The organism is Mycolicibacter nonchromogenicus (assembly GCF_002101775.1).
GTDB classification, from domain to species: Bacteria; Actinomycetota; Actinomycetes; order Mycobacteriales; family Mycobacteriaceae; genus Mycobacterium; species Mycobacterium nonchromogenicum.
Genome location: NZ_LQPI01000019.1, coordinates 33928 through 55926, shown reverse-complemented (window position 1 = coordinate 55926; position 21999 = coordinate 33928). Strand labels below are relative to the sequence as shown.

Sequence of the window (21999 nt, the reverse complement as noted above, 5' to 3'; positions counted from 1 at the left end):
CAACCGCGGTCTCCCTCCACACGGCGGAACACAACCGGCTGATTCTCACACCCCGAGGCGGTTTCCAATCGAAGAACCGCGAAAGTCGATTGGCGCGAAAAAGCGCCGACGCGGGCCGAGAAATGGCAGCGGGGCCAGCTCAATCGCGCAACAATTCGGTCCACTACGGCCCCAGGCTGCCAGGGGTAACACCGCTGCCGGCGTTAAAGTTTTCCTGGCGCCAAATCTTGGCCCGCCGCAAATTCGAGCTGCGCTCGACGGATTGAAGGGACCGGATCAATGGCTGATCGCAATGCCGCGGTGCGCAAATATCTGACCGAGATGATCGGGACGTTCGTCTTCATGTTCGCGGTGCTCGGTATCGTCCTGTCGGGCAGCGATTGCGTTGCCGCCACCGCCGTGGGCATCGGCTCGGTGCTGATGGTGATGGTCTACGCCAGCGGCCACATCTCGGGCGGTCACCTCAATCCCGCGGTTTCGGTGGCCGCCTATCTGCGGGGTGCCCTGCCGCTGGGCGATCTGGGCCCTTACATCGTGGCGCAATTGGTCGGGGCGCTGGCCGCCTTCAGCGTGGGATTCGGGTTGTGGCACGACAAGTACTCCCCCGGGGCGCTGGATCTGACCGGCAATGTCTGGGCGGCGTTGTTGGCCGAGGCAGTGTTCACGTTCACGTTGTGTTACGTCGTTCTGCACACCGCGACCAGTAAGGACAGCGCCGGCAACAGCTTCTACGGGCTGGCGATCGGTTTCGTGGTGACGGTCGGCGTGGTGGCGGTCGGCTCCATCTCGGGTGCCGCATTCAACCCCGCCATCACCTTCGGCCTGATGCTGTCCGGGGTCTTCTCCTGGAAGTTCCTCTGGGTCTACCTGTTCGCCCAGCTGCTCGGCGCCGCCGTGGCGGCCTACGCCTATAAGGCGACCACCCTCGACGAGTACACCGCGGCCGCCCGGCGGGGATAGCGGTCTAGGACGCCGGGGCCCGTACTCCGCTCCTGCCGGTGTCCGGGCCCACGACCGTCATCGAGGCGAAGACCAGCAACAGCAGCACCGCGGGCACGATGTTGGCGATCCGGTTGCGCACCCGCAGGTGGATGCCCAGTGCCCCCGCGAAATACAACGTCAACAACCCGGTGGTCAGTCGGGCCGCGCCCGGGAAGCGGAACACCGAGGCCAGCCCCAGCGCGGTGGCGGCTTTGGCCACCGGGACCGCCCAGCGAATATCCTCCGGGATTCCCATGGCGTCCATGTTCGCCGCGACGTAGGGCACCGGGATCGCCGAGGCCACGGCGTCGCCCGCCAGGAATGCGGCCAGGGCCGCGTACGTGGAACGCGCCGTCAGCGCGCTCACGCCGGACCGGGATCGAGCTGCGGTGGGAGAATGCCCTCGACCGGCTTGCGCGCATCGGCCTCGGCCTTGGCGACGGCCTGAGCGATCGCCGGATCGGTCTGGGTGGTGAACCAGTCGGCGACTTCGTCGCTGTCGTCCACGTGCCGGTTCGGCTGATCGTCGACCGGTGAGGGCTGGTAGCGGTAGACACCGTCTTCACCGGGCGCACCCAGCAGCTTGGTGAAGCCCTGCAGTGCGGTGCCGAAATCACTGGGCACCACCCACACCTTGTTTGCCTCACCGCGCGCCATCTCCGGCAGTACCTGCAGGTACTGGTAGGCCAGCAACTCGGGGGTGGGCCGGGCGGCCTTGATCGCGGCGAAGGTCTTCTCGATCGCTTTGGCCTGGCCCTGGGCCTGCAGGTAGGCGGCGGCCCGCTCACCTTGGGCCCGCAGCATCCGCGACTGCCGCTCGGCCTCGGCGGCCAGGATCGCCGCCTGCTTGGCGCCCTCGGCGGTCAGAATCTCGGACTGCTTCTGTCCCTCGGCCTGTTTGATCGCGGCCTCGCGCTGGCCCTCGGCGGTCAGGATCATGGCCCGCTTCTCGCGGTCCGCCTTCATCTGCTTCTCCATCGACGCCTGGATCGACGGCGGCGGGTCGATGCTGCGCAGCTCCACCCGGGCCACCCGCAGACCCCAGCGCCCGGTGGCCTCGTCGAGCACGCCACGCAGCTGGCTGTTGATCACCTCACGGGAGGTCAACGTCTGTTCCAAGGTCATTCCGCCGACCACGTTGCGCAGTGTGGTGGTGGTCAGCTGCTCCACACCGACGATGTAGTTGCTGATCTCATACACCGCGGCCTTGGGGTTGGTGACCTGGAAGTAGACGACGGTGTCGATGTTGAGCGTCAGGTTGTCCTCGGTGATCACCGGCTGCGGCGGGAACGACACCACCCGTTCGCGCAGGTCGATGCGGGCCCGCACCCGGTCGATGAAGGGAACCAGCATGGTCAGCTGACCGCTGACGGTGCGGCTGTACCGGCCGAGTCGCTCGATCACCGCCGCCTCGGCCTGCGGGATCAGCGCAACCGACTTGGCGACCACGATCGCCGCGAACACCACCAACACGGCCAGCAGCAGCAGCCCGGTTGTGACACCTTCCATGACGATTCCTCTCGTTACACGATCTTGCCGACCACCGCGGTCGCTCCGTCGATGTGCAGCACGGTGACCTGCTCCCCCGGTTCGAAGACGTCGCCGTCGGCGAGCGGTCGGGCCGTCCACACCTCGCCGTTCAGCTTCACCCGGCCGGCGTGCAGTTCCACGCGGTCGAGCACCAGCGCGGTCTTGCCCTGCAGCGCCAGTACCCCTGTGTCGTCACCCGGTGCCGCCCACAGCCGGCGGCGCAGCACCGGACGTACCAGCACCAGCAGCAGCACCGACACCACCAGGAACACCGCACCGTCGGTCCACAGCGGCCAATCGGTCAGGGCGCTGGATGCGGCCGCCGACAGCGCACCACCGGAGAGCATCAACAGGAACATGTCGCCGGTGAGGGCCTCGGCTCCTGCGAGCCCGAGTGCGAAGACCAACCAGATCAGGGCAGTCGGCATGCGGCCAGAATAGCCCGACAAAGGCCCGAACCAGTGCGGTCCGGCGGCGACGGCGCCAGCAATTACACTGCCTTGCATCATGTGGTGCCCGAGTACTTCCCTGTCGGTGTGGGCCAACGCCTGGCTTGCCGGCCGGGCCGCACCCGACGATGTGCTGGACGCATTATCGGCCTGGGCACCAGTGCAATCGGTTGCCGCCTATGACGCGATCAGCATCGGTGAGTCCGGTGTGGCATGGTCCGGCGGGCCCAACGGCGGCGCGGCCGCCCTGCTGCAGTTGGTCCGCGGTGCCGGCCCCTCGGCCGCCGGAGACGGCATCCGACCGGTGTTCCCGGTTCCCGGCGACGTCCGCGGCCTGCCGGCTGGGACGGCCTTTTCCCGGGAGGCGATCCTCGCCGGTGAGGCCGTGATGATCGCCCCCGCGGACGCCTCGCCGGTCGGGCTGGTTCCGGCGTACTGCGATGACGCCGACGGCGGCGAGCTGTGCTGGACCGTGTTCCCGCTGACCAGCCTGCCGGCCGGTGAACAGCACGATCTCGGCGATGCCGAGTACGCGTTGCGCTCAGCGGTGCGCACGGCCGCCGAAGCATTGGGCTCCACCGGTTCGCGGTGGGCCGACTACGGGGTGGAGGATCCGCGGCTGCGGGTGGAGCAGATGATGGAAGCCGCTCTGCTGCACCGGATTCCGGACCACGCGCCGAATCGGGCGCTGCGCGTTCTGCAGAGCGCCGCCCATGTCGAGGCGATCATCACCGTCAGCGCCGATCTGTTGACCGCCAGCGCTCAGTCTTCGGCCGCGGTGCAGCGCGCGGCTGATGCGGTTGCGCCGCTGGCGACCGTGGTGCGCACGGCACGCAGCGCAGCGGTGACCGAGATTCTGCATTCGGCCTGGCGGCCCTGACCGTTAGCCGGCGGGCGCCACGACCGCCGAGCAGTGCGACGAACCGCACGGCGCCCCGTTGACTCCGAATCCACAGCCCAGGTCTGCCGGACCGGCGACGCGTTCGGCTGCGGTGCCATCCCGCAGCTCCTCGACCAGGCCGCGGGCCAACTGGGCCAGCCGTCGATCGGCATTGGGCGTGGCCGCTCGGGCGTAGCCGATTCCGGCCGCCTGGGCCGCGGAGCGGACTTCGTTGTCGAGATCCCAGAGCACTTCGATGTTGTCGCTGAGGAAGCCGATGGGGCACACGATCACCGCGCGGACGCCGGCCTTCGCCAGGGTCGCCACGTGCGCTTCGACGTCGGGCTCCAGCCAGGGCACCTGGGGCGGGCCCGAGCGTGACTGCCACACCTGGTCGTAGTCGCGGTAGCCGGCGGCGGCCGCGACCAGACTCGTCGCGTAGGCGACCTGTCGGCTGTAGAGCTGTGGCCCGTAGCGGGCGTCGGCGCTCACCGGAATGGAATGTGCGGTGAACACCAGCCGCGCCGAATCACGCAGACCGGCCGGCAATGTCTCGGCGGCCGCGGTGATCGCCGCGGCGAACATCGCCACGAACAGCGGGTGGTCGAAATACTGGCGCAGTTTCACCAGTTCGGGTGCCTGCTCCCCGACCGCCCGTCGCGCCCGGGCGATGTCCTGGGCGTACTGGTCGCAGCCCGAATATCCGCCCCACGCCGAGGTCGGGAACACCGCGGCGCGGCGCACGCCGTCGGCCGTCATCTGGGCGACCACGTCCTCGGCGTAGGGCTCCCAGTTGCGGTTGCCGAAATACACCGGCAGATCGGGCATTTCGGCACGCATGGCGTCGGCCAAGGCGCGGTTGATCCCGTTGATCGGCGATACCCCGCCGAAATGCAGGTAGTGCTCGGCGACCGCGTCGAGCCGCGCCGGGGGCACCCCGCGTCCCCGGGTGACGTTCTCCAGGAACGGCCGAACCTGCTCCGGGCCTTCAGGACCGCCGAAGGACAGCAGCAGGACGGCGTCGAGCTCCATTCAGAGCAACTGGGTGTGCGCGCCGCCGTCGGCGTAGACGACCGTTCCGGTGGTGGACGGCAACCAGTCGGACAACAGCGCGCAGACCGTCTTGGCCACCGGCGTCGGGTCCTTCATGTCCCAGCCGATCGGGGCCCGCTGGTCCCAGCCCTCCTCCAGCAGCCGGATCTGCTCGCCGGCGCCCTCACCGAGGGCACCGCCCACGATCGCGCTCATCGCCAGCGTCCGGATCGGCCCGGCGGCAACCAGATTCGACCGCACACCGACCTTGCCGGCCTCGCGTGCCACGAACCGGTTCACCGACTCCAGTGCGCTCTTGGCCACCGTCATCCAGTTGTAGGCCGGCATCGCCCGGGTGGGGTCGAAGTCCATGCCGACGATGCCGCCGCCGGGATTCATGATCGGCAGCAGGGCTTTGGCCAGCGAGGCATAGGAGTAGGCCGAGATGTGGATGCCCTTGGCCACGTCCTCGAAGGGGGCGTCGAAGAACGGGTTGATGCCCATGCCGGTCTGCGGCATGAAGCCGATGGAGTGCACCACACCGTCGAGCTTGTTGCCCTCACCGATCACCTCGGTGACCCGGTCGGCCAGGGTGTCGAGGTGCTCGTTGTTCTGCACGTCGAGTTCGAGCAGCGGCGCCGGCTCCGGCAGCCGGTCGATGATGCGCTGGATCAGCCGCAGCCGGTCGAAGCCGGTGCACACCAGCTGCGCGCCGGCCTCCTGCGCCACCTTGGCGATGTGGAACGCGATCGAGGAGTCGGTGATGATCCCGGTGACCAGGATCCGTTTGCCTTCGAGAATGCCTGCCATGAAAAGTCCCCTATCTTGAACTGAAACGAGTCGCTAGTGGCCCATGCCCATGCCGCCGTCGACGGGGATGACCGCGCCGGCGATGTAGCTTGCGTCCTCGGATGCCAGGAAGCTGACCGCACCGGCGACCTCCTCGGCGGTGCCGACCCGCTTGGCGGGGATGAAGTCCAGTGCGCCCTGCTGGATGCGCTCGTCGAGGGCGCGGGTCATCTCGGTGTCGATGTAGCCGGGCGCGACGACGTTTGCGGTGACGCCGGCCTTGGACAGCTCGCGAGAGATGGAGCGGGCCATGCCGATCAGGCCCGCCTTGGCCGCCGCGTAGTTGGCCTGGTTGCCGATCCCCCACATGCCCGAGACCGAGCCGATGTAGATGATCCGGCCGAAGCGCTTGCGCTGCATGCTGCGCGACGCCCGCTGGGTGACCCGGAACGCGCCGGTGAGGTTGGCGTTGATGACCTCTTCGAAGCGCTCCTCGGTCATCCGCATCAGGAAGGCGTCCTTGGAGATGCCGGCGTTGGCCACCAGCACCTCGACCGGGCCCTGGTGTTCCTCGACCTCGGTGAAGGCGCGGTCGACGGCGGCGTTGTCGGTGACATCGCACACCACCCCGAACAGTCCCTCGGGTGCCCCGGAGCCGCGGTGGGTCACCGCCACCTTGTGTCCGTCGGCGGCCAGGCGCTGTGCGATCGCCAGCCCGATCCCCCGGTTTCCACCGGTCACCAGGACCGAACGGGACACGAATGGCGGCTTTCCGGTGGGCGTTTCGCTGTCAGTCACCGGCATAACCTATCAGTGCTCCCCGTTGACTCTGCGCTCACCAAAGCGCCTGCCGGCACATTCCCCTGGTGGCCGCGAGTCAACGCGGGTCAGGCGGGCAGGCGGCGGTTGAGCAGCAGTGCCGCCAGCGCGGCCAGCGCCAGGATGAGGGAACCCAGTCGCAGCCAGCCGGTGCTGGCGTCACCGCGAATGGTCTCGAAGCCGATCTGGTCCTGCAGGGTGGCGTACACCTCTTTGAGCTGGGCCAGGCTGGAGGCGGTGTAGGCGGTGCCGCCGGACAGGTCGGCGATCTTCTTCAGCGATTCGTCGTCGACCGGCACCGGTTGACGCTGCTCGTTGATCTCGACGTAGCCGTACGCCGTGCCGAACGAGATCGTCGAGACCGGAACGCCCTGGTCCTTCGCGGTGCGCGCCGCGGTGAACGCCCCCTTGGGGTTGTCGGGGTTCGACGGGACGGTCTCCTTACCGTCGGAGAGCAGCACGATGCGGGCCGGCGGTGGCGTGTCGCCGCCGCCGATGACAGCGCCCACCGTGGCGATCGCCTGCAGTGCGGTGAAGATGCCCTCGCCGGTGGCGGTGCGGTCCGCCAGCTGCAGCTTGTCGATGGCGGCCTTGGTGGCTTCGCGGTTGGTGGTCGGCGAGGTCAGCACGGTCGCGGTGCCGGCGTAGGCGATCAGTCCCAGGTTGATGCCCGCGGTCAGTTCGTCGGCGAACTGCTTGCCGGCTTCCTGGGCGGCCGCCAGCCGGCTGGGAGCGACGTCGGTGGCCCGCATCGATTGGGAGACGTCGATCACCAGCATGACCACCGCGCGGTTGCGCGGGATCCGGACGTCGTGGGTGGGCCCGGCCATCGCGACGGTGAACAGCAGCAGCGAGCTGACCAGCAGGATCGCCGACAGGTGCCGCCAGCGCGTGGGCGTTTTGGGCGCCACGCTCTCCAGCAGCTCCATGTTGGCGAACCTCAGGATGCGCCGATGCCGCGCCACCTGCATGAGGATGTACAGCGCGACCAGGCCCAGGATCACCAACAGGAACAGGAAGAACCACGGGTGGGCGAAGCCGGTCAGGGTCATCGGCCCGAGGAGCGGCAATGTCATAACAGACCTGTCTGTGTACGGGTCGAGGTCACGGCGTCCCCGCCAGCGCGCCGCGCCGGCGTGACTCGACGAAACGGACGATGTCGGCAATCCAGTCCCGGTCGGTGCGCAACCCCAGCAACGGTGCGCCGCAGCTGCGCAGCGCGCGGGCGACGTCGGCGCGGTGGGCCACAGCGGCCCGGGCGAAGTCGTCGCGCAGCTTGGCGTCGATGGTGAATTCGCGGGTGACCCCGGTTTCGGTGTCCTGCAGCACCACGTCGCCGACGTCGGGCAGTTCGACATCGCGCGGGTCGAGGACCTCGATGCCCAGCACCTCGTGACGGGCGGCGATCGCGCGCAGCGGGCGCATCCAGTTGATCGGGCCGAGGAAGTCGCTGATGATGACCGCCATCCCGCGCCGGCGTTCCGGCCGGCGCAGTGCGTCGATGGCCGCCGCCAGGTCACCTCGCACCCCCACGGGGGCCCGCGGAATGGTGGCGATGGTGCGCAGCAGGGTCTGCTCGTGGTTGCGACCCGAGTGGGCCGGCACTCGTACGACGTTCTGACCGTTGGTCACCAGCGCGCCCAGCCGGTTGCCGCCACCACTGTTGAGGTAGACGATGGCTGAGGCCGCGGCGACCGCCAGGTCGCGCTTCTCGCAGGTGGCGGTGCCGAAGTCCATGCTGGCCGACATGTCGACCACCAGCCAGGTCTCCAGCTCGCGGTCGGCGATCATCTGCCGCACGTGCGGGTGGGTGGTGCGGGCCGTGACCGACCAGTCCATCCGGCGCACGTCGTCGCCCGGCTGGTACAGCCGGGACTCGCCGGGCTCGGAGCCGGGGCCGGGAATCAGACCGAGATGATCCCCGTGCAGCACGCCGTCGAGCTTGCGTTTGACGGTGAGCTCGAGGGTGCGCAGCGCCGCGGCCAGCTTCGGGTCACGGATTCCGCCGCGCAGCATCGACGGCGGCGTACTGCTGGTTCCGGGCGACTGGGACGAGCCAGCCCCGGTGTCGGGGTCGCTCACCGACCGCCGGCCACTGCCGCTGCGGTCGGGGCACCCGGTGCCGAGTGCTGTTGCTGCGGAACCGCGTTCACCTGCGGAAGCGGAACCGTCTGCAGCAACCGGTTGATGACGATCTCCGGGGTGATCTCATCGGCGAGTGCGTCGTAGGACAGCACCAGGCGGTGGCGCAGCACGTCCGGGATGACCTCGATGACGTCCTGCGGAATCACGTAGTCGCGGCCGCGCACCAGGGCCAGCGCCCGGGCCGCGGAGATGATGCCCAGCGAGGCACGCGGCGACGCGCCGAAGGACAGCCAGTTCTTCACGTCGGGCATGCCGAACTGCTCGGGCTGCCGGGTTGCAGTGATCACCCGGACGACGTAGTCCACCAGGGCGTGGTGCACGAAGTTGTTGGCCGCCAGCGTCTGCAGCCGCACCAGGTCGCCGGTGCCGAGGATCTGCTTGGGCTCCGGCGGGGCGACACCCATCCGGTAGATGATCTCGCGCTCTTCCTCCGGGGAGGGGTAGCTGACGTTGATCTTGAACAGGAAGCGGTCGCGCTGCGCCTCGGGCAGCGGGTAGACGCCCTCGTGCTCGATCGGGTTCTGGGTGGCCATCACCAGGAACGGGTTGGGCAGCGCGAAGCTCTTGCCGCCGATGGAGACCTTGCGCTCCTGCATGACCTCCAGCAGTGCCGACTGCACCTTGGCCGGTGCACGGTTGATCTCGTCGGCCAGCAGGAAGTTGGTCATCACCGGGCCGAGTTCGGTGTCGAACTCCTCACGGCCCTGCCGGTAGATGCGGGTACCGATGATGTCGGTGGGCACCAGGTCCGGGGTGAACTGGATGCGGGCAAAGCTGCCGCCGACCACCTTGGCGAAGGTCTCCACCGCCAGGGTCTTGGCGACGCCGGGCACGCCTTCGAGCAGCACGTGGCCCTTGGCGAGCAGGCCGACCAGGATGCGCTCGACGAGCTGGTCCTGGCCGACGATGACGCGCTTGACCTCAAAGATGGCCCGCTCCAGCGCATGGACGTCGGCGGCGAGCCCGCTACCGCCGACTGTGCCTGTCTCGGCACCGGCCGAGCCGGGGAAACCGCTGGCGCCCACAGGCGTCCCATCCGATGACGTCATCGACAAATCCTCCACAAAGGTCGGTCAGACACAACTGCTTGCACGGCACACGGCCGAGGGGCAGCGTTGTGCCCGCGTTTCACTATTCCAGGGTTAGCAGCATCCGTCGACGTAAGGGCCGTCTCGAATGCGTCAGTACTCGATGATTCGGGTCAGATACGGCGTCATCCCGGCGGTCCGCACCGGGCTGACGACCACCTTGCCGGCACTACCCGAGGCCTCCAGCATCTTGCCCCCGCCGAGGTACATCGTGACGTGCTGGCCACCGCCGGGGCCGTAGAACATCAGGTCGCCACGACGGGCCTGACTGGGCGGGATGTGCCGGCCGGCGTTGTACTGGTCCCCGGAGTACCGCGGGATCAGCACGCCGACCCCGGCGAATGCGTAACGCATGAGGCCCGAACAGTCGAAGCCGACCGTGCCCGCGCCCGAGTCGACGCCTTTGCTGGGGCCGGTCAGCGAACCCCCGCCCCAGGAGTACGGCACGCCCATCTGGGAACCACCACGACGGATCACGTACTCGATGGCCTGCTTGCCGTGCACGCGCTTGCCGGGCGCCACATTGCCGGTGGCTTCGTCGCCGACGTTGAACCCGAGGCCGGCCAGGAACTTGCGCCCCAGGTCCATCGTGGTCTGGGTTGCCTGCGCGGTGGCCTGCAGGGAGGCGTTGGCGATTGCCAACGGGTCACCGGGCGCACCGGCACTGATCGTCGCAGGCAGGGTGGGGTCCCAACCCGGGTCGGCCTCGGCCGGTCCGGCCAGGCCCACCGCTAAGGGGATCGCCACCAGCAGCGATCCGATGAGACGCGATAGTCGTAGTGAACTCAGTTGCATTGCACCGCCGTCAGTACTCGATGTATCGGACTACGTAGGGCGTCATGCCGCTCTTGCGGACCGGCGACACCTTCACCACCTGGCCCACGTCGGGGGCCTCCAGCATCAGGCCGTTGCCGAGGTAGAGCGTCACGTGTTGGCTGCCGCCGGGCCCGTAGAAGATGACGTCGCCACGACGCGCCGTGCCGAGGGGATCTGGCGGCCCATCTTGTACTGCGAACCCGAGTAGTGCGGCAGCTTGATGCCCACCCCGGCGAACGCGTAGAGGATCAGGCCCGAACAGTCGAAACCGACAGTGCCCGAACCGGATCCGATTCCGCGACCGGGTCCCGCAGCGGTGCCGCCGCCCCAGGAGTACGGCACGCCGCGCTGGGAAAGGCCGCGGCGAATCACGTATTCGGAGGCCTGGCGGCCGTATACCCGCGGGATCTTGCCGTTGTTGATACCGGTGTCGTCGGGCTTGGCCAGCCCCAGCGACTGCAGGAACTTCTTGCCCATGTTGGCCGTCACCTGCGCCGAGGTCTGCGAGATCCCCAGCACCTGGTTGATGATCGCGATCGGGTCGCCGGGGACATCGGCGCTGGGGATCATCGGCAGGGTCGGGTCCCAGGGACCGTCCCACTGCGCAGGCGCGCCGACCGTGGGGCCGGCGACGGGCCCGGCGGGGTTGCCCCACCGATCGCCGGCGGCAGGCGCAGGGTCCGCCTGGGGCTGCTGATAGCCGCGGGCCGCGGCGAGTTTGGCCTGCGCCGCGCTGCGGCGTGCGGCCAGCCGATCGATCTCGCCCTGCTGTTCGCCGAATTTGCGCTGGGTGTCGGTGAGCGCGGCCACCGCGGCGTCCTGGCTGGACTGCGCGTCGGCGACGGCCTGATCGGCCCGTTGCTTGGCGGCCCGGGCGGCCGATTCCTTGTTCAACTGCTCGGTGCGGGCTTGCTTGAGGCGGTCCAGTGCCTGCTGGGAGCTCAGCGCCAGGGTCTGGCCGGCCGCCGCCGTGGCGATCATCTCCGCGGGGTCGGCCGCGGTCAGGTAGCTGTCGGAGGGTCCGTTGACGTAGGTCGACGCCGCGAAGGTGTTGAACCGTCGCTGGGCGGCGGCGATCGCGGCGTCGGCGTCGGCGATCGCCTGCCGGCCGGACTCGACCTCCTGCTGAGCGGCGGCCGCCTCTTCACGCGCGGTTTGCAGATCCACCAGGGCCTTGTTGACCCCTTCTTTCTCCTCGGCGATCTGGGCGCCCAGGTTCTGCAGCTGCTGGTTGGCCTCGGCCACCTCAGCGATCAGCGCCGCGATGCCGTCGGGGTCGGGTTGAGCGGCGGCCAGCCCCGGGGTGATCAGCACCATCGCAGCGCTGAGTACCGACACCGTCACCGGTTGGGCGAACCGGGTCGCCCGTCGGAAAACAGAGCCATCGGAGGCACAACGTATGCGTCTCATTCGGCTTGGATCTCCTCGGACTCGCAACAGGCGGCGCCGTGCTTCTGCCGGTGGCAAAAACACAGAAACAACAGGTGCAACAGATGCGCCTTTTGGAACCATACGTCACATCAGTCACGGGAGAAACTTTCATAACGAACTACATTTTTGTAATTAAGCGCGTTGTGACCATTCGGTGACCTGGCTATTTGCGACAGCGCAGACCGGGGCGACAATTAATCGCCCGGTTTCCGGTTTTTCGGAGGTGAAGCCGCTAGTCGGCGACGTCGGAGCGCCCGGCGCTCTCCGCAGCCCGTTTGCTGCGTCGCTGCAGGAAGCGGGTGCCGACGGCCGCCGCGGCCACCCCCACCAACAGCACCACCGTCAAACCCGTCCAGGGCAGATCGGGGGTGGTCAATTCGTGCAGGAAATTCTGCGCCGAAGTCACCGGATCACCGGTTTTGGCGTGGTCCTCGGCGGCCTCGAGCTTGGACCGGTGAAACTGGCCGCTGTAGCTGCCGACAAAGTTCGTACTGACGACCAGGACAGTGGAATCGGGATAGTCGTAGCCGACCACCGTGGCGACGTCGCGCAGCGCGGTGTCCATTCCCGGATTGCGGGCGACCTCCACGATCTTGAGGTCGATGCCCTGTTGGGCCGCGTCGGCAACCACCTCCCGCAGTGCCGGTACGTCGGCCGCCGGGGCGCTCACCCCGTCGGCGGCGACGGCGACCTTGACCAACGCCATGCAGTCGTCAGGCGGGGTGGCCGGGTCGAGGCCGACGGTGATGCAGAGCTCGCCGGGGATATAGGCCGGCGGGTGCTGGATCGTCACGGTTGAAGACGGTATCAAGCGGGCGGCATTTTCAGGCCGTGCCGTGGACTGCGGCCCGTAAGGCAACCGATTCGCGTCACGCACGTGATTAATGCGATCGGGATCACACTTGTCAGACCCCCCAATTACTATCGAAAATATGTTCGAACCGCCGATGTCGTGCGATCTGGCAGACCAGCCGGATCTGGCCGTCGCCGACGAGGCCACCCTGGCCGCGGAGGTCAGCCGGTGGGCTCGAGCTGAAGCGATGGCCGCCTCCCGGCGACTGGCCGCGATCGCGGAACTGACCGCCCGACGCTGCTCCAACGATCCCGACGACCGGGACGGCCGGTCCCGCTGGGCGTGTGACGACTGGGATGGGGTGGCCGCCGAGGTCAGCGCCGGCTGCGCCATCAGCCACGGCAAGGCCTCCGGGCAGATGTACCTCGCCGTGGCGCTGCGCAACCGGCTTCCCAAAGTCGCCGCGCTGCTGGCCGCCGGGCGCATCACCGCCGCGCTGGCCGCCACGATCTCCTGGCACACCACCTTGATCGTCAACCCGGCGGTGCTGGCGCTGGTCGACACCGCCCTGGCCGCCGATGCGCTGCGCTACGGGCCACTGTCGCAAGACAAGACCGCCCAGGCCATCGACGCGATCATCGAAACGCACGACAGCGCCGCGCTGCGCCGGGGCCGGATCCTGGCCCGCTCCCGCGATCTGGTCGTCGACAAACGCAGCACCGACCACGGCACCACCCCGCTGTGGGGCCGGCTCTACGCCCACGACGCCGAGGCCCTCGACCGCCGCCTGATGGCGATGGCCCATGGAGTCTGCGACGACGACCCACGCACCATCGCCCAACGCCGCGCCGACGCCCTCGGCGCCCTGGCCGCCGGGTCGCAGACGCTGGCGTGTGCCTGCGGCAACCAATCCTGCCCCGCCCAGACCTCGGCAGACACCGGCGCGGATGACTCACGCACACCGGCGCCGGGCCGGACGGTCATCCACGTCGTCGCCCACCCCGAGACCGTGCAAAGCCCCACCGACGCCCACCGCAACGGCGAGGAGTCACCAACCCCTCCCGATCGCCCCGACGATCTGTTCGCCCCGGCACGCGGCCCCGAACCGGATCCGCCGCCGAAGACCCCGCCAGCACTGGTCCTCGGCGGCCCGGCTTTGCCGGCACCGTTGGTGGCCGAACTCCTCGCCCGCGGCGCGATCGTGCGTACCATCGGCCACCCCGGCCCCAAGAGCCCGCCCGAGGCGGGCTATCGACCCTCGACCGCCCTGGATGAATTCGTGCGGGCACGCGATATGACGTGCCGGTTTCCCGGTTGTGACCGCCCGGCGCAGAGCTGCGATCTCGACCACGCCATCGCCTACCCCGCCGGGCCGACCCATCCGTCGAATTTACGATGTCTGTGCCGAAAACATCACTTGCTGAAGACTTTTCACCATTGGCGAGATCGGCAGCGCCCCGACGGCTCTATCGAATGGACCAGCCCCACCGGGGCCACCTACACCACCCACCCCGGCAGTCGCCTGCTGTTCCCGTCGCTGTGCGCCTCCACCGGCGCGCTACCACTCCCCGCGGCGACCACCACAGCCCGCACACCTGGGCACACCCTGATGATGCCCACCCGCAGCCGGACCCGGGCTCAGAACCGCGCTCGAGCCATCACCGCCGAACGCGCCCGAAACGCCAAGCCCCCACCCCAGTGAGGTCTACCTTACTTTTTACAGGACAGTCGTACTGTTAGGGTTATATCGCCTGTCGGCGCGGACCCGTCGATGGATGAGCATTCGATCTCGGGGAGTTGAAGTGACCAGCACAGATTCGGTGAATTCGTTCGGGGCCCGTGCCACGCTGACCGTGGGCGACAAGGACTATGAGATCTACCGCCTCGATGCCGTCCCGGGCACCGAGAAACTCCCCTACAGCCTCAAGGTGCTGGCCGAGAACCTGCTGCGCACCGAGGACGGCGCCAACATCACCAAGGATCACATCAACGCGATCGCCAGCTGGGACCCGACCGCCGAGCCGAGCATCGAAATCCAGTTCACCCCCGCCCGGGTGATCATGCAGGACTTCACCGGTGTGCCCTGTGTCGTCGACCTGGCCACCATGCGTGAGGCCGTCACCGCCCTGGGCGGCGACCCCAACAAGGTCAACCCGCTCTCACCCGCCGAGATGGTCATCGACCACTCCGTGATCCTCGACGTCTTCGGCACCCCGGACGCCTTCGAGCGCAACGTCGAGCTGGAGTACCAGCGCAACGCCGAGCGCTACCAGTTCCTGCGCTGGGGTCAGGGCGCCTTCGACGACTTCAAGGTCGTCCCGCCGGGCACCGGCATCGTGCACCAGGTCAACATCGAGTACCTGGCGCGGACCGTCATGGTGCGTGACGGCAAGGCCTACCCGGACACCTGTGTGGGCACCGACAGCCACACCACCATGCAGAACGGCCTGGGCGTGCTGGGCTGGGGCGTCGGCGGTATCGAGGCCGAGGCCGCCATGCTGGGCCAGCCGGTGTCGATGCTGATCCCCCGCGTCGTCGGCTTCAAGCTGACCGGTGAGATTCAGCCGGGCGTCACGGCCACCGACGTGGTGCTCACCGTCACCGACATGCTGCGCCGCCACGGTGTGGTCGGCAAGTTCGTCGAGTTCTACGGCAAGGGCGTCGCCGAGGTGCCGCTGGCCAACCGCGCCACCCTGGGCAACATGAGCCCCGAGTTCGGCTCGACCTGCGCGATCTTCCCGATCGACGACGAAACCATCAACTACCTGCGCCTGACCGGCCGCACCGACGAACAGCTCGCGCTGGTCGAGGCCTACGCCAAGACGCAGGGCATGTGGCACAACCCCGACCACGAGCCGGCCTTCTCCGAGTACCTGGAGCTGGACCTGTCCACCGTGGTCCCCTCGATCGCCGGGCCGAAGCGCCCGCAGGACCGGATCCTGTTGTCGGAGAGCAAGATCGCCTTCCGCAAGGACATCCACAACTACGTCGAAGAGCAGCACCCGACGCCGGAGACCCAGCTGGACGAGGCGATCGAGGAGTCCTTCCCGGCCTCCGACCCGGTCGCACTGTCCTTCGCCGACGACGGAGCGGTGGACGTGCAGTCCGCGGCCAACGGTTCCGAGGGCCGGCCGAGCAAGCCGATCCGGGTCAAGGGTGAGCGCGGCGAGTTCATCATCGACCACGGCGCCGTCGCGGTCGCGGGCATCACCTCCTGCACCAACACCTCCAACCCGTCGGTGATGATCGGCGCGGCCCTGCTGGCCCGCAACGCCGTGCAGAAGGGCCTGTCGTCCAAGCCGTGGGTCAAGACCAACATGGCGCCGGGCAGCCAGGTCGTCACTGACTACTACGAGAAGGCCGGCCTGTGGCCCTACCTGGAGAAGCTCGGCTTCTACCTCGGTGGTTACGGCTGCACCACCTGTATCGGCAACACCGGCCCGCTGCCCGAGGAGATCTCCAAGGCGGTCAACGAGCACGACCTGACCGTCACCGCGGTGCTCTCGGGCAACCGCAACTTCGAGGGCCGCATCTCCCCCGACGTCAAGATGAACTACCTGGCCTCCCCGCCGCTGGTCATCGCCTACGCCCTGGCCGGCACCATGGACTTCGACTTCGAGACCGATTCCCTGGGCAAAGACGAGCAGGGCAACGACGTGTACCTGCGCGACATCTGGCCGTCGGCTCAGGAGATCGACGACACCATCAAGTCCGCGATCAACCAGGACATGTTCCGCAAGTCCTACGCCGACGTGTTCGCCGGAGACGAGAACTGGCGCAACCTGCCCACCCCCGACGGTGACACCTTCGCCTGGGACGAGTCATCGACCTACGTGCGCAAGGCCCCGTACTTCGACGGCATGGGACTGGAGCCTGAGCCGGTCACCGACATCAAGGGTGCGCGGGTGATGGCGCTGCTGGGCGACTCGGTCACCACCGACCACATCAGCCCGGCCGGCCCCATCAAGCCCGGCACCCCGGCAGCGGACTACCTGGACGCCCACGGTGTGGAGCGCAAGGACTACAACTCGCTGGGCAGCCGTCGCGGCAACCACGAGGTCATGGTCCGCGGCACCTTCGCCAACATCCGCCTGCAGAACCGGATCCTGGACACCATCGGTCTGGAGGGCACCCAGGGCGGCTACACCCGGGACTTCACCCAGGAGGGTGGCCCGAAGGAGTTCATCTACAACGCGTGTGTGAACTACCAGAAGGCCGGCATTCCGCTGGTTGTGCTGGGCGGCAAGGAATACGGCTCCGGCTCGTCGCGTGACTGGGCGGCCAAGGGCACCACCCTGCTGGGCGTCAAGGCCGTCATCACCGAGTCCTTCGAGCGTATCCACCGTTCCAACCTGATCGGCATGGGCGTGATCCCGCTGCAGTTCCCGGCCGGCGAGAGCGCCTCGTCGCTGGGGCTGGACGGCACCGAGACCTTCGACATCGTGGGCATCACCGAACTCAACGCCGGCAAGACCCCGAAGACGGTCAAGGTCACGGCCACCAAGGAGAACGGCGACAAGGTCGAGTTCGACGCGGTGGTGCGCATCGACACCCCCGGCGAGGCGGACTACTACCGCAACGGCGGCATCCTGCAGTACGTGCTGCGCAACATGCTGAGATCGACGACGACCGCGTAGACGGCGAATCACCGATGCCCAGGGTCAGCGAGGATCATCTGGCGGCCCGGCGCCGCCAGATCCTCGATGGCGCGCGGCGTTGCTTCGCCGCGTACGGCTACGACCAGGCAACGGTGCGGCGGCTCGAGCAGACGGTCGGCTTGTCGCGCGGGGCGATCTTCCATCACTTCCGCGACAAGGACACGCTGTTTTTCGAGCTGGCGCGCGAGGACGCGGAGCGGATGGCCGATCTGGCCTCGCGTGAGGGCCTGATCGGCGTGATGCGGGACATGTTGGCGGCGCCGGAGCAGTTCGACTGGCTGGCCACCCGGCTGGAGATCGCCCGCAAACTGCGCCACGACCCGGAGTTCAGCCGCGGATGGGCGGAGCGGTTAGCCGAATTGGCTGCTGCCACAACGGATCGACTGCACCGCCAGAAGCAGGCCGGCCGCCTGCGCGACGACGTCCCCGGTGACGTGTTGCACTGCTACCTGGATCTGGTGCTCGACGGCCTGGTCGCGCGCCTGGCATCCGGGGAAGATCCGCAGCGGCTCTCAGCGGTCCTCGACCTGGTCGAGGATTCGGTGCGGCAGAGCTGATTTGAGCTAGCGCGATCGGGTGCGGTGGTTGGGCCCACCGCGGCTGCGCATCGCCACGCCCGACTCCCGCAGCATGCTGTGCACCGATCCGTACGATCGGCCGGTCGACGCCGCCAACGTACGGATGCTGGCCCCGCCTTCATAGGCGTTGCGCAGCTCGAGCAGCTGACGATCGCGTTGCTTGTTCGGTTTCGTCGTCGTCGCCACGTCCCCTCACCATCCCCTTGTCGCCCTTGACGGTTTCAGCGTAAGAACGCGTCGGCCGCACCGGGCGACTTTGAGGGAAATACCGGGGACGGGGCCGTAGCGCCCGGCTAGGCGAGCTCGATCAGGTCGCGGTAGTCCGCCGACCAATGATCTTCGGTGCCGTCGGGCAACAACACCACGCGCTGCGGGTCCAGTGCTTCGGCGGCGCCCGGGTCGTGGGTCACCAGCACCACCGCACCGGCATAACTGCGCAGCGCGTCGAGCACCTGCTCGCGCGACGCCGGGTCGAGGTTGTTGGTCGGTTCGTCGAGCAGCAGCACGTTGGCGGTGGACGCCACCAGTCCGGCCAGCGCCAGTCGGGTCTTCTCGCCGCCGGACAACGTGCCGGCCGGTTGTTCCAGCTGCGGCCCGGTGAACATGAAGGCGCCCAGCAGTCCCCGCAGATCCTGCTCAGAGGTGTCGGGTGCGGCGTGAACGATGTTCTCCCACACCGTCGCGGCGTTGTCGATGGTGTCGTGTTCCTGGGCGAAGTAACCGATCTTGCAACCGTGACCGGGCTCCAGCTGACCTGCATCGGGGGTCTCGACCCCGGCCAGCACCCGCAACAGCGTGGTCTTGCCGGCACCGTTGAGCCCGAGCACCACCACTCGCGATCCCCGGTCGATGGCCAGGTCGACACCGCTGAACACCTCGAGTGAGCCGTACATCTTGGTCAGTCCACTGGCCATCAGCGGAGTCTTTCCGCATGCGGCCGGGGTGGGGAACTTGATCCTGGCCACCTTGTCGGCGACCCGTTCCTCATCCAGCGCCGCCAGCATCCTGTCAGCGCGCCGCAACATGTTCTGCGCGGCAACGGCTTTGGTGGCCTTGGCGCCCAGCTTGGCGGCCTGGGTGCGCAGCGCGGCGACCTTGCGCTCGGCATTGGCCCGCTCCCGGCGCCGGCGCTGCTCGTCGGTGGCTCGGGCATCGAGATACTTCTGCCAGCCCATGTTGTAGACGTCGGCCTCACCGCGCACCGCGTCGAGGAACCACACCCGGTTGACCACGTCCGCCAACAGGTCCACGTCGTGGCTGATCAGCACCAGTCCCCCGCTGTGGTTCTTCAGAAAATCACGCAGCCAGCCGATCGAATCCGCGTCGAGGTGGTTGGTCGGTTCGTCGAGCAGCAGGGTGGTGCTCGAACCCGCCCCACCGGCGCCACCCTCGCCGGCCGCGAACAGAATCCGGGCCAGCTCCACGCGGCGACGCTGGCCACCGGACAGGGTGCGCAACGGCTGCGTCAGCACCCGATCAGGCAGGCCCAGGCTGGTGCAGATCCGGCCCGCCTCGCTTTCGGCGGCGTAGCCACCCAGCGCGGCGAATCGCTCTTCAAGCTGGCCGTAGCGGCGAATGGCTCGATCACGCTCGGCCTCGTCGACGACCTCGGCCATCAGCACCTGCTGCTTCTCCAGGTCGGCCAGGATGGCGTCCAGTCCGCGAGCCGAAAGCACGCGGTCGCGGGCCAGCACGTCGAGGTTGCCTTCCCGCGGGTCCTGCGGCAGGTAGCCGATCTCACCGGTACGGGTGATGGTGCCGGCGTAGGGCTCGCCTTCACCGGCCAGGATGCGCAGGGTGGTGGTCTTGCCGGCGCCGTTGCGGCCGACCAGGCCGATCCGATCTCCGGGCTGTACCCGCAGCACCGAATCAACCGAGTCGAGCAGGGTGCGCGCTCCGGCGCGGACCTCCAGGCCCGTTGCGGTAATCACGCGCGCAGTACTCCTGTCGTGTTCTGGCTACTTATCGTCGGTAAAGGCCGGCGGGCGCTTCTCGGCGCGCGCAGCGACGGCTTCCTCGAAGTTGCTGGTCAGCAGGCGCACGTAGAGCTGTCCGAGCCCCTCGGCCTGCATGTGCCCCTCCAGACTACCGGCGTCGAGTCCGCTCCAGAGCGTCCGCTTGGTCAACTCGGCCCCCGGCCGGGAGAAGCCGGCGATCCGCTCGGCCATCTCGTAGCAGGTGTCCAGCAGGTTCGGCTGCTCCACCACCCGCGAGACCAGGCCGATTCGTTCGGCTTCGGCGGCGTCGACGTCGCGCCCGGTGAGCATGATCTCAAACGCCCGCGACGTTCCGATCGCCCGGGGCAACAGGTAGCTCAGGCCCAGCTCGCTGGCGGTCAGACCGTTGTTGATGCCGGCGGCCCGGAAGTAGGCGCCCGACGCGGCGACCCGGATGTCGGCCGCCAGCGCCAGGCATAACCCACCGCCGATGGCTGCGCCGTTGACGGCCGCGATCACCGGCTGGTGCAGGCGCCGCAGCCCCAGGATGATGTCGTCGAGCAGTTCCATCGAGCGCAGGCCGAACGTGGGCCTGGTCAGGCCCTCCACGTGCGGAACCGAACCCGCGGACTTGTGGTCGGCGCCCGAGGAGAATCCCCGGCCCGCCCCGGTCAGCACCACCACCCGCACCGAGTTGTCGTAGCTGACCTGCGCCAGCGCGTCGCGCAGCGGGACCATCACGTCGAACGCCATGGAGTTCATCCGCTCCGGGCGATTCAGCGTGATCAGGGCGACGTGCGGACGGGGACGCTCTACCAGGATGAATTCGGATTCAGAAGACACCGAAGCACGCTATCGCGTGCGCGCCCTCAGACCTGGTCGGGCTTGTCCGCGGCGTTCTGTTCGGCCAGCGCGGCCTCGATGTCGAGATCCTTGACCTGCTGCACCAGGTCCTCCAACGCCGCGGCGGGCAGGGCGCCGGCCTGGTTGAACACCAGCGTGCCCTTCTTGAACGCCATCAGCGTGGGAATGGAGCGGATCTGGGCGGCGGCGGCCAGCTGCTGCTCGGCTTCGGTGTCGACCTTGGCGAACACCACGTCCGGGTGCTTATCCGAAACCGCCGCGAAGGTCGGCGCGAACGAGCGGCACGGGCCGCACCAGGAGGCCCAGAAGTCGACAAGGACGATGTCGTTGTCGGCGATGGTTTCTTCGAACTTCGCTGCGGTGAGGTCTTGAGTTGCCATGACAGAGCCAACGTCCGGCGACGTCGCGGTGTTCCCGCGGGTCGTTTTGCAGAGGGCAAGCGGTCTCCACAGCGGGCTCACAGCTGAGATCTAGGTGCTCGCTAACTCGACCATTGACGGTGATAGCACCGGCAGCGGCAACCGCCGCGGGCTCATCCCAACGAACGGAGACGCCGATGTCCCCCCGCCTGAGCACACCCACCCGTAACCGCACGATCGGCGCCGTGACCGGAGCGACGGCGCTGGTGGCGGCCGGGCTGTTCGTCCCGGCATTGGCCCACGCCCACGGCGACCACGTGATGGGTACGGTCTCCTCGGTGTCCGGCGACACCGTCGAGGTGGCACGAGCGTCGGGCACCACCACCGTTACCGTGACCGACAGCACCCGCATCTTCGAGTCGGTGCCCGCGCAGCGCGGCGAGATCACCACCGGCACCTGCATCAAGGCCGGCGCCGGGCACGACAGTGCTCCCGCCGACAGCGGCGCCATCACGGCGAAGTTCGTGGCGATCAGCGACGGTGCCTGCACGCAGCCGCCCGCCGCGACGGCTGACAATCCGACACCGCCGAAGGCGCACCACGGCGTCCGCGGGGTGGTCGAGTCGGTCTCCGGTGACACGCTGACCGTCAGCGGGCCGTCCGGTCCGACCACGGTCACGCTCGACGACGACACCGACTTCCGCCGGATGGTCACCGTCAGCGCGCCGTCGATCAGCGCCGGCAAGTGTGTTGCCGCCGGCGGGACCACCGACGCCGACGGCGTGCTGCAGGCGGCCCGGGTCACCGTGTGGGCCGGCGACGGCGACTGCCCCGAGTAAGGGCGCGCCCC

At 68.4% G+C, this 21999-nt stretch carries 21 protein-coding genes and 1 pseudogene; 6 read left to right on the top strand and 16 right to left on the bottom strand.

What is annotated here, in order from left to right; all coding sequences use genetic code 11:
• The first annotated feature begins 279 nt into the window (after positions 1–279).
• Positions 280–960, top strand: a complete 681-nt coding sequence (locus AWC18_RS01185) for an MIP/aquaporin family protein (protein WP_064997300.1) — start codon at positions 280–282, stop codon at positions 958–960.
• Between the two features lie 4 nt (positions 961–964).
• On the opposite strand, the gene AWC18_RS01180 is transcribed toward AWC18_RS01185, so the two are convergent.
• Genes AWC18_RS01180 through AWC18_RS01170 form a run of 3 tightly spaced genes read right to left on the bottom strand, consistent with a single transcriptional unit; the run spans position 965 to position 2939 of the window.
• Positions 965–1348, bottom strand: a complete 384-nt coding sequence (locus AWC18_RS01180; protein WP_064997299.1) for a DoxX family protein — start codon at positions 1346–1348, stop codon at positions 965–967.
• Positions 1345–2490 (bottom strand): SPFH domain-containing protein, encoded by a 1146-nt coding sequence (locus tag AWC18_RS01175; protein ID WP_064997298.1) that lies wholly within the window; start codon positions 2488–2490, stop codon positions 1345–1347. Before AWC18_RS01175 ends, AWC18_RS01180 begins: the two co-directional genes overlap by 4 nt.
• A gap of 14 nt (positions 2491–2504) precedes the next feature.
• Entirely contained in the window at positions 2505–2939 is a 435-nt protein-coding gene (locus tag AWC18_RS01170) for an NfeD family protein (protein WP_064997297.1), read from the bottom strand.
• Positions 2940–3018: 79 nt separating this feature from the next.
• Here AWC18_RS01170 and AWC18_RS01165 point away from each other — a divergent pair, with 79 nt between their 5' ends.
• Positions 3019–3840: an Rv1486c family protein gene (locus AWC18_RS01165; RefSeq protein WP_064997296.1), complete on the top strand. Its 822-nt coding sequence runs from the start codon at positions 3019–3021 to the stop codon at positions 3838–3840.
• Between the two features lie 3 nt (positions 3841–3843).
• On the opposite strand, the gene AWC18_RS01160 is transcribed toward AWC18_RS01165, so the two are convergent.
• From AWC18_RS01160 to AWC18_RS01120, 9 genes and pseudogenes are all read right to left on the bottom strand, one after another.
• Positions 3844–4872, bottom strand: a complete 1029-nt coding sequence (locus AWC18_RS01160; RefSeq protein WP_064997295.1) for a ferrochelatase — start codon at positions 4870–4872, stop codon at positions 3844–3846.
• The gene (gene inhA, locus AWC18_RS01155; RefSeq protein ID WP_064997294.1) at positions 4873–5682 is read right to left on the bottom strand and encodes an NADH-dependent enoyl-ACP reductase InhA; all 810 of its coding nucleotides are present in this window, start codon (positions 5680–5682) and stop codon (positions 4873–4875) included.
• A gap of 33 nt (positions 5683–5715) precedes the next feature.
• The gene (gene fabG1, locus AWC18_RS01150; protein ID WP_420093292.1) at positions 5716–6459 is read right to left on the bottom strand and encodes a 3-oxoacyl-ACP reductase FabG1; all 744 of its coding nucleotides are present in this window, start codon (positions 6457–6459) and stop codon (positions 5716–5718) included.
• 89 nt (positions 6460–6548) lie between these two features.
• Positions 6549–7556: a VWA domain-containing protein gene (locus AWC18_RS01145; protein WP_064997292.1), complete on the bottom strand. Its 1008-nt coding sequence runs from the start codon at positions 7554–7556 to the stop codon at positions 6549–6551.
• A 28-nt stretch (positions 7557–7584) separates the two neighbouring features.
• On the bottom strand, positions 7585–8496 hold the full coding sequence (locus AWC18_RS01140) for a DUF58 domain-containing protein (protein ID WP_085137136.1): 912 nt from the start codon (positions 8494–8496) through the stop codon (positions 7585–7587).
• A 62-nt stretch (positions 8497–8558) separates the two neighbouring features.
• On the bottom strand, positions 8559–9674 hold the full coding sequence (gene moxR1, locus AWC18_RS01135; RefSeq protein ID WP_064997318.1) for a chaperone MoxR1: 1116 nt from the start codon (positions 9672–9674) through the stop codon (positions 8559–8561).
• Between the two features lie 132 nt (positions 9675–9806).
• Positions 9807–10508 carry an NlpC/P60 family peptidoglycan endopeptidase RipB gene (ripB, locus tag AWC18_RS01130; RefSeq protein ID WP_064997290.1) on the bottom strand — a complete coding sequence of 234 codons (702 nt, stop codon included), beginning with the start codon at positions 10506–10508 and terminating at the stop codon, positions 9807–9809.
• Between the two features lie 10 nt (positions 10509–10518).
• Positions 10519–11939, bottom strand: a pseudogene (gene ripA, locus AWC18_RS01125) (NlpC/P60 family peptidoglycan endopeptidase RipA).
• 253 nt (positions 11940–12192) lie between these two features.
• Positions 12193–12753 carry an Rv1476 family membrane protein gene (locus tag AWC18_RS01120; protein WP_085137134.1) on the bottom strand — a complete coding sequence of 187 codons (561 nt, stop codon included), beginning with the start codon at positions 12751–12753 and terminating at the stop codon, positions 12193–12195.
• A 139-nt stretch (positions 12754–12892) separates the two neighbouring features.
• Between AWC18_RS01120 and AWC18_RS01115 the strand changes: the two genes are divergently transcribed.
• From AWC18_RS01115 to AWC18_RS01105, 3 genes are all read left to right on the top strand, one after another.
• On the top strand, positions 12893–14455 hold the full coding sequence (locus AWC18_RS01115) for an HNH endonuclease signature motif containing protein (protein ID WP_085137132.1): 1563 nt from the start codon (positions 12893–12895) through the stop codon (positions 14453–14455).
• 100 nt (positions 14456–14555) lie between these two features.
• The gene (acnA, locus tag AWC18_RS01110; protein ID WP_234806392.1) at positions 14556–17390 is read left to right on the top strand and encodes an aconitate hydratase AcnA; all 2835 of its coding nucleotides are present in this window, start codon (positions 14556–14558) and stop codon (positions 17388–17390) included.
• Positions 17391–17404: 14 nt separating this feature from the next.
• On the top strand, positions 17405–17968 hold the full coding sequence (locus tag AWC18_RS01105; RefSeq protein ID WP_064997286.1) for a TetR/AcrR family transcriptional regulator: 564 nt from the start codon (positions 17405–17407) through the stop codon (positions 17966–17968).
• 6 nt (positions 17969–17974) lie between these two features.
• Here the strand turns inward: AWC18_RS01105 and AWC18_RS01100 are convergent, their stop codons facing one another.
• The 4 genes from AWC18_RS01100 to trxA all read right to left on the bottom strand — a co-directional run bounded on the left by AWC18_RS01100 (position 17975) and on the right by trxA (position 21170).
• Positions 17975–18175, bottom strand: a complete 201-nt coding sequence (locus tag AWC18_RS01100) for a helix-turn-helix domain-containing protein (protein WP_064997285.1) — start codon at positions 18173–18175, stop codon at positions 17975–17977.
• Between the two features lie 107 nt (positions 18176–18282).
• The gene (locus AWC18_RS01095; protein ID WP_085137128.1) at positions 18283–19920 is read right to left on the bottom strand and encodes an ABC-F family ATP-binding cassette domain-containing protein; all 1638 of its coding nucleotides are present in this window, start codon (positions 19918–19920) and stop codon (positions 18283–18285) included.
• 27 nt (positions 19921–19947) lie between these two features.
• Positions 19948–20769, bottom strand: a complete 822-nt coding sequence (locus tag AWC18_RS01090) for an enoyl-CoA hydratase (protein ID WP_064999941.1) — start codon at positions 20767–20769, stop codon at positions 19948–19950.
• A gap of 26 nt (positions 20770–20795) precedes the next feature.
• On the bottom strand, positions 20796–21170 hold the full coding sequence (gene trxA / locus AWC18_RS01085) for a thioredoxin (RefSeq protein WP_085137126.1): 375 nt from the start codon (positions 21168–21170) through the stop codon (positions 20796–20798).
• Positions 21171–21346: 176 nt separating this feature from the next.
• On the opposite strand from trxA, the gene AWC18_RS01080 reads away from it, so the two are divergent.
• Entirely contained in the window at positions 21347–21988 is a 642-nt protein-coding gene (locus AWC18_RS01080) for a DUF5666 domain-containing protein (RefSeq protein ID WP_085137124.1), read from the top strand.
• Positions 21989–21999 lie beyond the last annotated feature (11 nt).